This window comes from Caballeronia udeis (genome assembly GCF_044909315.1).
Lineage (GTDB): Bacteria > Pseudomonadota > Gammaproteobacteria > Burkholderiales > Burkholderiaceae > Caballeronia > Caballeronia udeis_A.
This window is the reverse complement of sequence record NZ_JBIYEB010000010.1, coordinates 112,254-126,579: the sequence shown is the minus strand read 5'-3', so window position 1 is coordinate 126,579 and position 14,326 is coordinate 112,254. Positions and strand designations below refer to the sequence as shown.

The 14,326-nt window shown below is 60.7% G+C and carries 14 protein-coding genes; 6 read left to right on the top strand and 8 right to left on the bottom strand.

The annotated features are described in order from the left end of the window. Positions 1 to 7: 7 nt before the first annotated feature. From ABH944_RS17970 to ABH944_RS17955, 4 genes are all read left to right on the top strand, one after another. Entirely contained in the window at positions 8 to 2,458 is a 2,451-nt protein-coding gene (locus ABH944_RS17970; RefSeq protein WP_404607913.1) for a CHASE2 domain-containing protein, read from the top strand. Positions 2,459 to 2,477: 19 nt separating this feature from the next. After that, positions 2,478 to 3,059, top strand: a complete 582-nt coding sequence (locus tag ABH944_RS17965) for a DUF4136 domain-containing protein (RefSeq protein ID WP_404607911.1) — start codon at positions 2,478 to 2,480, stop codon at positions 3,057 to 3,059. A 211-nt stretch (positions 3,060 to 3,270) separates the two neighbouring features. Then, a complete protein-coding gene (locus ABH944_RS17960; RefSeq protein ID WP_404608114.1) occupies positions 3,271 to 4,038 on the top strand; it encodes a MipA/OmpV family protein in 768 nt (255 codons plus the stop codon). 227 nt (positions 4,039 to 4,265) lie between these two features. Beyond that, positions 4,266 to 4,802, top strand: coding sequence for a cupin domain-containing protein (locus ABH944_RS17955; RefSeq protein ID WP_047848850.1), 537 nt, complete (start codon positions 4,266 to 4,268; stop codon positions 4,800 to 4,802). A gap of 57 nt (positions 4,803 to 4,859) precedes the next feature. On the opposite strand, the gene ABH944_RS17950 is transcribed toward ABH944_RS17955, so the two are convergent. From ABH944_RS17950 to ABH944_RS17920, 7 genes are all read right to left on the bottom strand, one after another. Beyond that, positions 4,860 to 5,282, bottom strand: a complete 423-nt coding sequence (locus ABH944_RS17950; protein WP_404607909.1) for a RidA family protein — start codon at positions 5,280 to 5,282, stop codon at positions 4,860 to 4,862. 102 nt (positions 5,283 to 5,384) lie between these two features. Beyond that, a complete protein-coding gene (locus tag ABH944_RS17945) occupies positions 5,385 to 6,377 on the bottom strand; it encodes a fatty acid desaturase family protein (protein WP_404607907.1) in 993 nt (330 codons plus the stop codon). Positions 6,378 to 6,536: 159 nt separating this feature from the next. Beyond that, complete coding sequence (locus tag ABH944_RS17940) at positions 6,537 to 7,217, bottom strand: ThuA domain-containing protein (RefSeq protein ID WP_404607905.1); 681 nt, start codon at positions 7,215 to 7,217, stop codon at positions 6,537 to 6,539. Then, a complete protein-coding gene (locus tag ABH944_RS17935) occupies positions 7,210 to 8,337 on the bottom strand; it encodes a Gfo/Idh/MocA family protein (protein WP_404607903.1) in 1,128 nt (375 codons plus the stop codon). Before ABH944_RS17935 ends, ABH944_RS17940 begins: the two co-directional genes overlap by 8 nt. An 81-nt stretch (positions 8,338 to 8,418) precedes the next feature. Then, positions 8,419 to 9,294 (bottom strand): carbohydrate ABC transporter permease, encoded by an 876-nt coding sequence (locus ABH944_RS17930; RefSeq protein WP_404607902.1) that lies wholly within the window; start codon positions 9,292 to 9,294, stop codon positions 8,419 to 8,421. Continuing rightward, the gene (locus tag ABH944_RS17925) at positions 9,291 to 10,217 is read right to left on the bottom strand and encodes a carbohydrate ABC transporter permease (RefSeq protein WP_404607900.1); all 927 of its coding nucleotides are present in this window, start codon (positions 10,215 to 10,217) and stop codon (positions 9,291 to 9,293) included. Before ABH944_RS17925 ends, ABH944_RS17930 begins: the two co-directional genes overlap by 4 nt. 71 nt (positions 10,218 to 10,288) lie before the next feature. Continuing rightward, positions 10,289 to 11,611, bottom strand: a complete 1,323-nt coding sequence (locus ABH944_RS17920; protein WP_404607898.1) for an extracellular solute-binding protein — start codon at positions 11,609 to 11,611, stop codon at positions 10,289 to 10,291. Positions 11,612 to 11,813: 202 nt separating this feature from the next. On the opposite strand from ABH944_RS17920, the gene ABH944_RS17915 reads away from it, so the two are divergent. After that, positions 11,814 to 12,848, top strand: a complete 1,035-nt coding sequence (locus ABH944_RS17915; protein WP_404607897.1) for a LacI family DNA-binding transcriptional regulator — start codon at positions 11,814 to 11,816, stop codon at positions 12,846 to 12,848. A 100-nt stretch (positions 12,849 to 12,948) separates the two neighbouring features. On the opposite strand, the gene ABH944_RS17910 is transcribed toward ABH944_RS17915, so the two are convergent. Continuing rightward, the gene (locus tag ABH944_RS17910; protein ID WP_404607896.1) at positions 12,949 to 13,854 is read right to left on the bottom strand and encodes a sulfotransferase family protein; all 906 of its coding nucleotides are present in this window, start codon (positions 13,852 to 13,854) and stop codon (positions 12,949 to 12,951) included. Between the two features lie 262 nt (positions 13,855 to 14,116). Here ABH944_RS17910 and ABH944_RS17905 point away from each other — a divergent pair, with 262 nt between their 5' ends. Beyond that, positions 14,117 to 14,293, top strand: coding sequence for a hypothetical protein (locus ABH944_RS17905; protein WP_404607895.1), 177 nt, complete (start codon positions 14,117 to 14,119; stop codon positions 14,291 to 14,293). The last annotated feature ends 33 nt before the right edge of the window (positions 14,294 to 14,326 follow it).

Genomic DNA, 14,326 nt, shown 5'->3' with positions numbered 1-14,326 from the left:
GCGACCCATGCCATGGCGCTTCCCCTTCCGCAACCGGCGCTGGCTGGGGCCTTCGATCGGCAAGCGCTTTTTCCTGGAATGGACGCTGATCGGCATGGTGGGGGTGGCCGCGGTGCTCTTTGGCGTGTTGAGCCCGCTGACCGAGCGCGCCAGTTTCCTGTTCTACGACCAATTGCTGTTGCACTCGTCGAGCCGTCCGTCGAATGGCATCGTGATTGTCGCTATCGATGACGAGAGCATTGCGGAACTCGGGCGCTGGCCATGGCCGCGCGAGACTCACGCCGCGCTGCTGACGCAACTTGCGAAGGCGAAACCGGCGAGCGTCGCCTACGACGTGCTGTTCACCGAGCCGTCTCCCGGCGACACCGCTTTCGCCGAGGCCATGAAGCATGTGCCGACCTATCTGCCGCTGCTCGTCGACCGGCTGCCCGTCAACCAGAACGAGCCTGCCGTGGTCGAGCCCGTGCCTGCGTTGCGCCAGGCGGCGGCGGGCGTGGGCCATATCGACCTGGAAGTGAATCACGACGGCATCGTGCGCAGCGTCTCGCTGTTCGAAGGCAGCGGCAAGGACTGGTGGCCGAGCATCACGGTGCCGGTGTACCAGGCTTTGCGGGGGCCGGACGCGGTGCTGCCCGGGATCGGCACAGCGGCTGCGGATGCGGCGTTCGCGGCGTCGGGACCGGCCGGCGCGGGCGACCTCAAGCGCGCGCACCGGATGATGATTCCGTTCTCGCGCACGTCGCTGGATTATCCGCGGGTCTCGTTCGCCGCCGCGATGCAGGGTGCCGTCCCGCCCGAATTCTTCGCGGGCAAGATCGTGCTGGTCGGTGCAACGGCGGCCGGTCTGCGCGATCGCTTTGCCACGCCGATCTCGGGCGAAGTGGGCGAACTGCCGGGTGTCGATATCTACGCGACCATCCTCGACGCATTGTTCGACGGCCGCGCGATCAAACCTGTCGGCGACAAGGAGGCCGCCTGGGTGAGCATCGTGCCGGTCGGCATCCTGCTCGCGGCGCTGCTGGTGGTGTCGCCGTTGCAGTCGCTCATGCTGACGATCGCGCTGGCCTTCGCCAGCCTGATTGCGAGCGCCTGCCTGATGTATCTGCGCTCGTGCTGGCTCTCGCCGGTGCCTGCGGTGGGCGGGCTGGCGCTGATCTATCTGCTGTGGAGCTGGCGGCGTCTCGAGGTCGCGATGTCGTATCTCGGACAGGAGTTGCGTCTGCTGGCTGCCGAGCCCAACCTGCTGCCCGGTCCCCAACCGAAACCGCAGGGCACGGCGGGCGACGTGCTTGAACGCCTGATCGCGCTCACACGCCAGGCCGTGCAGCGCCAGCGCAATATGCGGCAGTTCATCTGGGACAGCCTGAACAGCTTGCCCGAGCCGATCATGGTCTGCGATTGCGACGGCCGGATCCTGATGGTCAACGATCCCGCGCGGCTGCATTGTGGCCCCGTGCGATTCACGGACCTGTCGATCATGCAGCTCTTCGGCGAGTTCCATTTCGTGCGTCTGGTCGACGAAGACAGCAGCGGCGCGCTGCCGAGCGGCATGCAATGGCCGGGGATGCTCGACCCGCGCGTCGAGCGTCACACGGCCGTGATGATGCACGGCATCGAAGTGCGCGATCGCCATGGCCGCGACCACATGCTGCGGTATGCGCCCTGCACGACCAGCACGGGCGAATCGCTCGGGTGGATTGCGAGCTGGGTGGACATCACCGCGCTGCACGCCTCCGAGCGCCAGCGCGACGACATGCTGCATCTGCTGTCGCACGACATGCGCTCGCCGCAGGCATCCATTCTCGCGCTGCTCGACACCGGGCGGCCGCACATCGACTCGAAGCCGGCAATGGAACTGATGGAGCGAGTGGAGCGCTACGCGCGCCGCACGCTCGCGCTGGCCGATGACTTCGTGCAGCTCGCCCGCGCCGAGTCGCAGCATTACAGTCTCGAACTGCTGAACCTGCATGAACTCGCGATCGACGCCAGCGACGAAATCTGGCCGCTCGCGAACGCAAAGGAAATCGAGGTGCGCTGCGAGAGCGAAGGCCAGGTCTTCTGGGTCCTGGCGGACCGGTCGCTGATGACACGCGCGCTCATCAACCTGCTCAGCAACGCGGTGAAGTACAGTCCGCCCGGCACGCGCGTCGACTGTATTGTCACGGAGATGCCGGGCGCTATCGTGTGCGCGGTGCGGGACGCGGGTTACGGTATTGCGCTCGAGCAGCAGGCGCATTTGTTCGAACGCTTCCGGCGCTTTCATCTCGATGGCCAGCCGCCGAGCGACGGAACCGGGCTGGGGATGGCGTTCGTCAAGACGGTGATCAGCCGCCACGCGGGGGAGATCGCGATTCAAAGCGCGCCGGACCAGGGAACAACAGTGACGATCACCTTGCGCTCGCAGACAATTGAACCGCGCGAAGCAAGCGGAGAAGAACCCGCCGCGCAGAAGCAATGAACGTTTTTTGGGGAACGAAGTGAACATACGATCGATGGCAAGCGCCATTTTCCTTCTCGCGCTCCTGAGCGGTTGCGCCAGCGAGCCGCCGGTGAGGATCAGTGCTTACAGTGCGCAGGGCGGGGATTTCGCGACGAAGAGCGTCAAGACCTACGCGTTGCAATCGTCGAGCATCGAGCCTCAGGGCACCGCCGCGACCGACACCGCAACCGATGCCGCTGCCGCTCGCTGGCTTGATGAAGCACTCGCCGCGAAGGGCTTGCGGCCGGCGCCTCAGGACAGCGCGGACTACCTCGTCAAGCTGGGTTATGCAACGCGTCCACAAGCGGTGCGGGTGCGCGCTGCCTGCACGGGCGCGCCCGAAAGCGCATGTGACGACGTGGTGCCGTCGAAGGAATGGTTTGGACGCAAGCACTACGTTCACGCGCTAACTGTCCAGTTCGTCGGGCGGACGAGCGGGGCGGTGAGTTACCAGGTAAACGTCACCCATGCGGATCGCGACCCGGCCGGCAACGCGGCGCTGCACGGCCTCATGAATTGTGCGTTCGCGGACTTTCCCATGCACAATGCCGAGCGGCGCGAAGTCGCGCATTGTGATTAGCGGCCAGCGGAAGATCGGCACGCGGGGACTGGCGCGGGGGATATTCGCGTATTCTTGCGCCTGAACGAAGCGGCGAGCATTGCAGGCGACACGCCAGGCCGCTGATGACGTTCAGTCCACACGAGCCCGAAGGACTCGACATGCCAGGGAACCCGCAGTGAAGTTTGCCGATTTTTGCCGTTGCACCGTAGTCTCGTTTACTTGCGTTTGGCTGACTAACGCATTCGCCGACGAGCAGAGCGCTACCCCTGATACCGGAGCAGCCGCCGCCGACACGACCGCCTCCGATCCATGGAAGGTCTCGATCGGCCCCGCGCTGATGGTGTCGCCGAAATACCCTGGTTCCCGTGCGTTCCAGGTCCTGCCGCTGCCGTCGCTCGATATCTCCTACGACGACCGGATCTTCTCGCAAGGTCTCGACATACTCGGCATCAACCTCCTGAAAGGTCCGGCGTATCACTTCGGCACGTCGATCAGCTTCGACTTTCAATCGCGCAATGAATCCGACGATCCGCGTCTTCACGGCCTGGGTAATGTGCACTATGGTCCGAAGCTGAAGGTGTTTGCGGACTATTCGGTGTCGCTGCTGACGGGTTCGGTCGCGGCCTATCAGGACATCGCGGGGACGGGGCAGGGTCTGCTCGTCAGCGGGGATCTGGTGGCGAACATGCCGCTTACTTCGAAGTTGCTGGTTTCGATGGGGCCGGGTGTGACGTGGGCGAATGCGGTCTATAACCGGACGCTGTTCGGCGTGTCGGCCAGTCAAAGCGCCGCGTCTGGTTTGCCGGCGTATAACACCAGTTCAGGGGTTCGGGACGTTCACCTCAACACCTACGTCAGCTACGATTTCTCGAAGAAATGGGTAGGGTCGGTTTCTCTCACGGCCGGTCGGTTGGAGCACAACGCAGGGCACAGCCCGATCACCGAGCAAAGAACCGAACTGAATTTTCTCGCTGCAGTGAACTACCGGTTCAAGTGACATGATGTGAAGAATTACTGCACACGCAATGCCGCACCATCACATTTTCCAAACCTGCTCCGTCGCTGCCTCCTAAAGTACTGAACGCCGCGCACTCCCCTGTGTGCTGGCTTGAGGAGGTATTCGGCCAGCCTTGCCAAGGTGTTTTGCCACTGGCTTGACCACCTGCGGTGTGCTCCATATACTTATTTTTGTCAATTGAGACTTTACAAGCGGGTGGCTACATCGTGATCGGCGAGAGACTTAAAGAGTTGCGAACTGCGCACGGCCTGTCATTACGAGACCTGGCGAGCCAGGCGGGCGTATCCGCGACGTTATTGAGTCAGGTCGAGCGATCTGTCACCGATCCGAGCCTGGAAACCATGCGCCGCCTGGCCGGTGTCTTTGGCGAGTCTGTCGCGTCTCTGTTTACCGCAACAGCGGCGCCGTCCGTGTGGATCAGCCGGCCCGGCAACCGGGCAAGGCTGATTGCGCCTATGGGCCAGGTGACCTATGAACGGCTGACTGCCGGCAACGGCCAGCTCGAGGTGCTGCGGGCCGTGCTCGATCCTGGCCAGACCTCAGCCGAGGAGCCACGCGGTCACGCGTCAACGGAGTGTGTCTATGTGGTCGCGGGCGAACTCATCGCGGAGATTGCCGGTGTGGACTACACCGTCGTTGGCGGCGAGAGCGTTTCCTTCGACGGGCGCCTGGCCCATCGATATCGCAATGAGTCGGACAAGCAAACCGAAATCATCCTCTCGGTGACTCCACCGAACCCTTAAGCGCCGAGCTAACCGATCAGCATTGGCCCATCAAATCGGAAAGGGCAAGGCAGTCTGTCAATCGCGCGGCTGCGGGGAGCGAAACCGCGAACGGGGAATCTCTGCAATTGCAGTGATCTCGATCATCAATTCGGGACGGTACAGGCGTTCGACCTGAACGGTCGTGGTGACCGGATACGGTGCGGCAAAAAACTCCTTCCGAATGTCTGACGCGCGCATGAACTCGTCTACGTCAGTTGCATAGTGAACGAGCGACAGCACGTCGGTCATTTGCCCTCCCATCGTCGCCAACACGTCGCGGATGTTTTCCAGACTCTTGCGCACCTGTGCGCGCATATCGTTGTGACCGACGATTTGCCCTTGCTGATCGAGAGACACCTGGCCTTTCAGGTGAACGATCTGACCATCGCCCTGGACCACAACCATCGAGAATGCGCCGAACGGCGCCCAGACACCGGCGGGATTTGCGGCATTCACCATGGCTGAATTCCTGTGAGTGGTTGCATCGAGGAATTATGCGCCGCATGCCGTGGCCGCTGTTCGCGATGTGATGCCAACCCGCGTCGTTCGCAAACACCGCGTTCAATGCACCTTGCCGAACCGGCGAAACTGTCGGAGCGCGGTGCGGAAGTAGGCGGCTTCACCGACGGGCGCCAATGACGCGCTTATCTCGCGCGCAAGCGTGGGAAGCGCCGTCCACGGCAGCGTTGGGTGCCGGTGATGCAACTGATGAAGATGATGATTCATCAGTACTCCCTGCCAGATTCGTGGCACGCGAAAATTGCGCGCCCGTTCGGGTTCATCGAGCGGGACATCGTAATGCGGCAGGTTGTCCGCCAGCGACAACCACACGCCGCGCAGATACAGGGTCATGGCAAGCGCCGGCCACCACGCGCCGTATAGATAAAACGCGCCCGCATGCAGCACGAGCGACAGCAGCCAGTCGCGCCGGATGCGGCTGCGCCGTGCAGGATCGCCTGCAAACCGGACGAACAGGCGCTGGATATCCATCCCCGCCGGTCCTTCGCTGCCGATCGCACGCGCGACCACCTGGCACGCGTGCCTGACCGGCAGAAACGTGAGTGCCGGTAACACCAGTTCCGCCACGTAGATACCACCCAGTAAGCGCGCGTAATAGAGCGCGCGGGCGCGCATACGATGGGTCGTGCCATCGTACACATCCGGGCGATCGTAGGGTTCTCGCGTGAAGCGATGGTGCATCAGGTGACCGAAACGCACGGCGTCGAACGGCAGCAGGAAGGTGATGGCCAGTACCCGGGCAACCGACTCATTGAGCCGTCGCCGCGGCAGCAACTGCCCGTGAATCGCTTCGTGTATCAAGCCCCAGTGAGTCGGCGTGAACACCACGAGCGGCACGGCGAGCCATAGGGCCGCCTTCCCCCAGTGCCGCAACAGGAATGGCCACGCAAAGAGTTGCAGCAGCATGGCCGTGGCGACTAGCGCGAGCAGTGCCAGATTGACGGTGCTGTTGATTGCAACCTGCCTGGGTGTTCGCTGCGTGCGCGCTGCCGCGGGTGCGTCCGGTTCCGCCGTAGCGGATGCCTGTGGATCCATCTTCTCTCCGTCGACATGACATGTCGCCGCAGAAACTTAGCAACGCCTTGTGACAGTCTGAAGACTCGCTCGTGTGTCCGTAACAATCGGTAAGGTGCGCAGCAGGAAAAGAGCCCCGGCCTTTATTGCCAGCACCTGCATACAACGAGCGCTACTCACTCAGCGCGCTGCCCAAAGTAGTCCACGCAAGGTCAATTCACGGGCTTCCGGGACGTCGAAATCGGCGTTGACGTGACCAAGCGCCGAATAGAAAACCCTTCCTTTGCCCCACCGGCGTTTCCATGCGACAGGCATGACGACGCCCGCCACTTGCGGCTCATGTTCGCGTACATACGGGCCGTCGAAGCGGGTGGTCGCCAGTACCTCGTTGCTCGGATCAAAATGCATGTAGTACTGCTCCGAGTGCATCGAAAATTGGGCGAGACCGGAAACAACAGGGTCATCGGGCGCCGCGATCTGAACGGTGTAGTCAACGATGTTGCCAGGATGCGCAACCCATTGGCCTCCCACCATGAACTGGTAGTCGGTATTCGCGCGGAACGCGTCGCCGGCACCGCCGTGCCAGCCTCCAAAACCGACACCATCACGAACCGCTGCGAGCAGGTTGGCGGTATGAGCTTTGTCCAACTGGCCCATGGTGAAGCAGTTGACGATCAGGCTCTGTTCAGCGAGATGTTCACGGTCGAGGTACACGCTCAGGTCGTTGTGAATCTCTACCGCGAACCCTTGGCTGTCGAGCAGGCTCGCGAAGCGCTCGGTCGTGAGGCGCGGCTCGTGGCCGTCCCAACCTCCCCAGACCATCAATGCCGAGCGGCGCGGTGTGACGTTGTTTTCAGGCATGGGTGACTCTCTCGTTTGTCATCGGCAGGGGTTGCTCCGACATGGGTGCGGGCCGTTGAAAGGTGCTGTCGATCGATACCGTCTGACGCCGGGCCGCCGCGGCAAGAAAACCGTGCATGACCTCCAGCACGTGGTATCCGATCTCCCCGTCCGTGCGCGGCCGCTCACGCGTCTGGAATGAATGGGCCAGTTCCGCAATGCCAAGCCCCCTGGTGTTCTCGCTATAGGGATGCGAGAGCGCGACTTCAGTCCAGTCGCCGTTGCGAACCTTCAGGCTTACCGGACCACCGAACGTGTTGGGGTCGGGCACACTCAGGCTTCCCTCTGTTCCGTGGACCTCGATGAAGGGAAGTTTCGCCCCCCAGATATCGAAGCTCGTCACAATAGTCCCGATTGCACCGTTGGCGAACTGCATCTGGCCGGCTACGTGTGTAGGTGTATTCACTTCGATCCGCTGACCGCGTTTGGGCTTGCTCCCGATGACTCGTTCCGGAAAACTCGCGCGCGCAAATCCCGATACGGAATCGATGGGTCCGATCAGGTTGACCAGCGCGCTCAGGTAGTACGGTCCCATGTCGAACATCGGGCCGGCGCCTGGCTGGTAATAGAACGCCGGGTCAGGGTGCCAGCCTTCATGGCCGTGGTTGGTCATGAACGCAGTCGCGGCGATCGGTTCGCCGATGGCGCCGCTATCGATCAATTTGCGGCACGTCTGGATCCCCGCACCCAGTACCGTGTCCGGCGCGCAGCAGATTTGAAGGGCGGCGGACCGCGCCGTATCGATCAACCCGCGTGCTTCATCGAGATCGAGCGTAAGCGGCTTTTCGTTGTAGACGTGCTTGCCGGACTGCAGCGCGCGTCGCGCGACCTCTGCATGGCCGGCCGGATGCGTGAGATTGAGGATCAGGTCAAGGTCGGCATCGGCGTAGACCGCATCGGCGGCAAGGACACGCGCAACCCCGTGACGGAGTGCCGAAGCCTGCGCCCGTTCCATGTCGAGGTCCGCAACAGCACAGACCTCGACGCCGGCGAACTTAGGGAGGTTGGTCAGGTAAATGTCGCTGATATAGCCGCAGCCGACGACCGCGACGCGCAGCTTGTGATGGGGTGCTGAAGTCATATGACGTTGCCTCGAACGAATGAACACGTGCCCATCGGAGGGCAGATGGAAAACATCTGAAGACACTTCACGCCTCGAATTTCATCCCTTGACGGAGCCGACCATCATTCCTTTGATAATGCGTTCCTGGCCGAACGCGTAGGCGACGATCAACGGCAGGGACGTCAGGGTAACGACCGCGAGAGTGGCTGGAATGTTCGACGCGTATTGGCCCTGGAAGTCCCACACCGCGAGTGGCAGCGTGCGATTGGCTGGCGTCGAGGTGAGTACATAGGCAAAAATGAACTCATTCCACAACGCGATTGCGTTGTAGATGGCGACCGTGGCGAATCCCGGCCCGGACAGCGGAATGAAGATGCGCCAGAAAATGGCAAACGGTCCGCAGCCGTCGAGCAGCGCCGCTTCTTCCAGCTCACGCGGGATCTGGCGCATGAACTCCGTGAGAATGAAGATCGAGACAGGAAGGCTCGACGCTACATAAGGGCCGATCAAGGCAAAGGGCGTGTCGTACAGCCCGGCTGTGCGCGTCATCAGGTAGACCGGTACCAGGGTGACGTGCAGCGGCACGATCATTCCGGCAACAACAATCGAGAAAATCGATTTATTGAGCCGGGAGCTCATGCGCGCGAATACGTAGGCGGCCATTGAAGCGGTCAACAGGATCAGTGCAGTCGACAAGCCCACCACGAAAAGGCTATTGCGCAGATAAACCCAGAAACCGCCTTCCAGGACCGCTTGATAGCTGCTCAGGTCCAGCGCCGACGGGAGAGACCAGGCCGAGCCGGAATACGTGTCCTGCTGGGATTTCAGGCTGGTTACCACGACGAACAGAAAAGGGAGTGTCGTTACCGCAAGCCAGCCGGTACCGAGCGTCAGAACCATCGCACGCGATACGGAAAATCGCGGTGCCCGAAACGGGGCACTCGATTCAAGATGAACGTTGGGGATCGCTTTCATATCTCGGTCTCGAAACGGCGTGTCAGGGTCAGGGTGACGCTGGCGACTACGAGCACGATCAGGAACATCGCGGAGGCAATGGTGCTGCCGTAGCCGAGTTGAAACGAACTGAAGACCGTGCGGTACATATAGGTCGCCATGAGCTCTGACGCTCCGTCGGGACCGCCGCCGGTCATCACGAAAATCAGGTCGAAATAACGCAGCGAACCGATCACGGCAAGCAGCACGCCGGTGCGCAAAGTGCCTTGCAGATGAGGTAGTTCGATATGCCAGAACACTCTCCATGGAGAAGCCCCGTCAAGGCGTGCCGCTTCACGGAGTTCGGGCGAGAGGGAAGACAGTCCGGCCATGAAGAGAATCATGTAGAACGGGATGTTCTGCCAGCAGATCACGGCAAGCGTGGCGCCTAAAGCGAAGCGCCCGTCACCCAGCCAGTCCTGCGCAAGGTTGCCAAGCCCGAGCGCGTTCAAAGCTGCGTTTAGCGGGCCGAAATTCGGGTCATACACGTTCTTGAACACGACACCAATGGCGACACTCGACATCAGCAGGGGCAGGAAATACAGGATCTTGAGCGTGCGCGATCCCCGGCCCGCCTTGTCGAGCATGACGGCAAGAGCCAACGCGACCGGCATCTGGATAAGCACCGAAAAGACCGCGAGTATCAGGTTGTTGCGCACCGCTTTAAAAAATGCGGGATCGTGCGAGAGATGAATCCAGTTCTGAGCCCCAATGAAGCGTCCCGTGGTGCCAAGTCCGTTCCAGTCGAGCATCGATAACCGGAAGCTCGAGACCAGGGGATACAGCAGGAAGAGGCCGAGCAATGCGATCGCGGGTGCGAGAAACGTAGCGGAGACCAACCCGGAGGGTCTTCCCAGCCGCGATCGCTTCGGCATGGGCGCCATGGGAAGATTCGTAGAACTCACATCTTGCTCCGTCGGTCGAGGGGAATCGGCGAGTAGCTGAACGCGCGCTGCTCCAAGCGAAATACAGGCGCTTAGTTGAGGTCTTTCTTTGCTTCGACTTCCATTTGTTGTGCGGCTTCCTGCGGGCTCATCGTCAGTCCGAACAGAGCCTGCGTTGTGTTCTTGTGCAATTCGCCAAGCGCCGGCGGCAACTCCTGGTCGTACCAGAGTTGCACCGCGGGCGCGTCGGAGACCGTCTTTAGAAAGCGTTTAAGCATGGGATCGGTCACTTCCAGGTTCTTAACCGGCGGTATGCGCGTGTCGGCCACGCGCTCTCGCATGGATTGATCGTCCGTCATCGACTGGATCAGCTTGAATGCTGCCTGCGGATCCGCGCAGGCCTTGGAGATACTGTAGAAGTTGTCGCCCACCGTGCCGATAACATCGTTCGGGTCGCCTTTCCCGCCCGGTACGGTAGGAAATGGGAAGAAGTCGAGCTTTGAATAAAATGCCGGATTTTCCGCCTTCACGGTCGACGCTTCCCAACTTCCGATGAGTTCCATTGCGGCACGCCCGGAATAGAGAAGGCGCCTTGACGCGCCAATGTCGTAGTCAAGCCCATTGAATCCCTGCGCGAACGCGCCGGCCTTTACCAGTTCCTGCAAGCGGGTTCCTGCTTCCACGAAGGCGGGATCGGCGAAACTGCCGCCTGGCGCTCGCATGACCGCGTGGCGGACCACGTCGGAACCTCCTATGCGATCGACGAGGTACATGTAGTACATCGACCCGGTCCATTTGTTTTTATTTGCCAACGCAAAGGGCGCGATGTTGTTCGATTTCAGTACGCTGATCACATGGAGCAACTCGTCCCAGGTCTTCGGGGGTGTCAGCTTGTACTTCTCGAAAATCTCCTTGTTGTAGAACACCACGGCCACCGACGTGTTCTCGGCGGGGATCGCCCAGACCTTATTGTCGAAGGTCGCCGCCGGCCACGCGGTTGCCAGGAAGCGATTCTGGAAAGATGCGTTTTGCTGAAGATAAGGCGTGAGATCAACCACTTGACCGGACTTCACGTACTCGCGCAGAGGACCGCCTCCCCAGCTCGAAAAGACGCAGGGCGGCTGGTTCGCACCAAACGCGATTTTCAGCTTGGTCTTGTACGCATCGTTAAGGACGTGCGATGACTCGACCTTGAAGCCCGGGTTCGCCTTCTCGAAACGCGCGGCGGCGTCATTGATGATCTTCGGGCCGGCGCCGACAGTCTGCGAATCCCATTCGGTAAGCGTTTTTGTTTGAGCAGCGGCAATGCTCACCGGCCCCAACGAAGCGAGGCCTGCACAGAGCGCCGCGCATGCTATGGCCAGGGTCCGGCGGCGGGTGATGACTGAAACGAAGACCGAAACGATTCCGTTCATATCTTTCCACTTTTAGTTATAAAATGTTTTATAACGTTACCGCTAACGTTGTGTAACAATAATAGGGAGCGGCCTTCCTCTATGAAATGCGTATTTACCCCAGCCGGGATAAGACTTCGGACCGCGTATTTCACCGCATGCGACCTGCAGATCGGTGGCTGGCTGTACTGATTGGTTAATCCTACTAAGTTGATTTGTGCTCATGGCAAGACGGACTCCCACGTTGGCTCGGCTCGCGGAGCTGGCCGGCATTTCCCAGATGAGCGCGTCGCGCGCCATCAACGACCGTCATGGGGTGTCGGAGCAGACACGCGACAAGGTTCTGCGCATTGCTGCGGAGATTGGCTATGTCGCCAACAGAACCGCACAGAAATTGTCAGGCGGGCGTACCCGTATTGTTGGCTTGCTCACTCCGGTCCGCCAGGATCAGTTTGTCACCGAGTTGATCATTGGTGCGGGCCGGGCCGCTCGAAACGCGGGTTACGAAATGCTCGTGTATCCCATGTTCGACGAGGATCGTGAGACGCACCACAACGTGCTGACGCTGCTGCAGCAGTTTTCGGACGGACTGGTGGCGATCCTTCCACATGACGACGCGCCCTATCTAAAGGCGTTGAATGAGGCGGACGTGCCGGTCGTGGTGGTGGATCAGCGTGGTGTGTTCCCGCAATATCCTTCGGTCGCATCCGACAATTACGAGGGTGCGCGTCTGGCTGTGCAGCACCTGGTCGCACTCGGCCATACGCGGATTGCATTTATCAGCGGCGACGAACGGCTGACAGCCGCGCACGACAGGGCGCGCGGTTTTAATGACGCAATGCGGCAGCAGGGCCTGCGTCCTGAAGCGAGCTTGACGGCGATCGGACGGTTTAGTCAGGCGATGGGTTTCAAGGCGGCATTGCATCTGTTGAAGTTGAAGCGGCCGCCGACCGCGATCTTTGCCGCGAATGATTTGAGCGCGTTTGGCGCGATCGCAGCGGCGCACGAACTGGGAATGCGTGTCCCTGAGGACGTTTCGGTGATCGGGTTCGACGATGTCCCAATGGCGTCGCAGGTTTATCCCCCGCTTACGACCATTCGCCAGCCGTTGCAACAGATGGGGAGGTCGGCGGTCAACATATTGTTGGCGCGGATTGCCGGGATCGAATCGCCCTCGGATCGCATCACGTTGCCGACAGATCTGATCCTGCGCAGCTCGACTGCGCAGCCTGCGGCAAAACGTGGGGCACAGCGTTAGCGTCGGAGCGTCTCCTTACCAACCCGGGCGGATGTGATGGCGGCCGGCACTGGCATACGGAAAGATTGGCCCTTCCGCCGCGACATCCCGCTACATCCTGTCAAGCAGCCGCATATCCCAGACATGTCGCCGTTTTTCCCGCAAGGGCGAGGAGCTTGTCGTTGCCCGTCGGCGCATCGGGTATGACGTAGAGATCGCCGATATCGGTGACAGGGTCACTGAACGGCGTCGGGGCGCTACGTTGAGACATTAGAAAGTCGCTGATGGGCGACGCATCCGCCAGGTCGAGGAACTGTCCGATAGCTGCAGCCGTCGCGACCGGGTCCTCGATCAAAGTGCGGTACGAGACGGTCAGGGCCAGCTCCGCCGGGATCTCGTCAAAAAATCTGATGATCTCGCCCACATACTGTTCCCAAACCCGTATCCCATCTTCAATAGACCCGATCCAGTGCTTGTGCAGCATCGAATTGGCAACGTGGCGGGGATCGCGAGGGATGTGAATGAAGCGCGCTTGCGGCAGCAACTCGCGTATCAACCCCAGGCAGGATCCTGATCGCGGCAGACATTCGATCGAACCTGTGCGGCCGGACAGCACGGTGGGGTCCGCATAAGACGGATGCTTGTCTCCCCAGATGGGCGCCGTCATCTCGAGTTCTTCGCGATAAAAGCGTTCGACCCACGCGCCAAGCGTGCGCCTGCCGAAATTGGAAAAGCGGTCATGGCAGGCCGTGCTCAACAAGTCAGGACGATTACTGCCGACGTCCATCATGTCTTTGAGTAATGCAAAAATCCGGCACTCATTGGTCAGTTGAATGAGCGGATGCGCGTTCAGGACGGAACAAAGAAAGGTCGTTCCAGACCGGGGCGAGCCCACAATGAAAAGCGGGAATGATTTCATTGGCCCTCCTGATGATTGTTTCGATTCCAAGCATACCCAATGGAGATGGCACGAACCTGACGCAGCCATGACCTTTTCACCAGGCTCGATTTTCTTAGACGTTTCCACAGGCTGTAGCGCCGCTTTGATTGCACGAAATTACCTGGGAGGCTCCGCGTCGGTAGCTCCCTACGCGGACTTTATTGCTCGCAAACGTGCCATGAACAGGCTCCGCCATGTGGGGACGAACGTGTCCCGAGGGCAAGTTCTTGCTTTATTTTCACTGGTACAGGGGCCGTTCCCGCGGTCAACCCGACCGTCTTGAATATCGGGAGCCGTGCCATTGGGAGCCGTCGGAGCCGGCAGAACCCGCCGGCTTGCGGATGTCACTTTGACGCCGGTATTTGCCAGTGCAGAAGCTCGCATTTTTGAAAAGATCTTTCAGTTGTTACCGCTCGTTGCCGGCGCTTTGCTGCCCTTTCCGCAAGCTGCAACGCGCGACAGGTTCGCCGCCCGCGCGCAGCGCAACGGGAAAATTTCAACGGTCAATGTTGTTGCACTCATGTAACTCAATGCGAGCGTCGGCTAGCTAAAGTAAAGC

Excerpts from the sequence above, each read along its gene's own strand:
- ABH944_RS17940 (WP_404607905.1), bottom strand. The coding sequence starts at position 7,217 with ATGCCTGAAAACAACGTCACACCGCGCCGCTCGGCATTGATGGTCTGG.
- ABH944_RS17950 (WP_404607909.1), bottom strand. The coding sequence starts at position 5,282 with ATGGTGAATGCCGCAAATCCCGCCGGTGTCTGGGCGCCGTTCGGCGCA.
- ABH944_RS17945 (WP_404607907.1), bottom strand. The coding sequence starts at position 6,377 with ATGGATCCACAGGCATCCGCTACGGCGGAACCGGACGCACCCGCGGCA.
- ABH944_RS17915 (WP_404607897.1), top strand. The coding sequence starts at position 11,814 with ATGGCAAGACGGACTCCCACGTTGGCTCGGCTCGCGGAGCTGGCCGGC.
- ABH944_RS17930 (WP_404607902.1), bottom strand. The coding sequence starts at position 9,294 with ATGAAAGCGATCCCCAACGTTCATCTTGAATCGAGTGCCCCGTTTCGG.
- ABH944_RS17935 (WP_404607903.1), bottom strand. The coding sequence starts at position 8,337 with ATGACTTCAGCACCCCATCACAAGCTGCGCGTCGCGGTCGTCGGCTGC.
- ABH944_RS17970 (WP_404607913.1), top strand. The coding sequence starts at position 8 with ATGCCATGGCGCTTCCCCTTCCGCAACCGGCGCTGGCTGGGGCCTTCG.
- ABH944_RS17920 (WP_404607898.1), bottom strand. The coding sequence starts at position 11,611 with ATGAACGGAATCGTTTCGGTCTTCGTTTCAGTCATCACCCGCCGCCGG.